Source organism: Paraburkholderia phymatum, assembly GCF_040965635.1.
Classification (GTDB): Bacteria; Pseudomonadota; Gammaproteobacteria; order Burkholderiales; family Burkholderiaceae; genus Paraburkholderia; species Paraburkholderia phymatum_B.
In genome coordinates this window covers 1-255 of the sequence record NZ_JBFRCH010000157.1, presented here as the reverse complement: position 1 = coordinate 255, position 255 = coordinate 1, and the positions used below count along the sequence as shown (strand labels likewise).

General features: G+C 62.4%; 1 pseudogene. It reads left to right on the top strand.

The window, feature by feature from the left end:
- Positions 1-255, top strand: a pseudogene (locus AB4Y32_RS40595) (hypothetical protein); the annotation flags it as partial.

Below are 255 nucleotides of genomic sequence, written 5' to 3'. Positions count from 1 at the left end.
CGCTGGGCCGCGTCAAGGGCACGCCGGGTGGCACGTTCGCGTATGCGTTCCAGCAGCTCGGCGACGGCAAGATCGTGACGGCCGCATGGGCGCACAACAACAGCCAGTGGCCGACGAGCAATGGCACGTACAGCCAGACGTATTCGACGAGCTATTCGCTGCAGGTCGACAATCCGGGTACGTCGGGCAACGTGACGAAGATCGATGGCTATGGCAATACCACGACGGTTGCGTATTCGAACGGTCAGGTGTCGC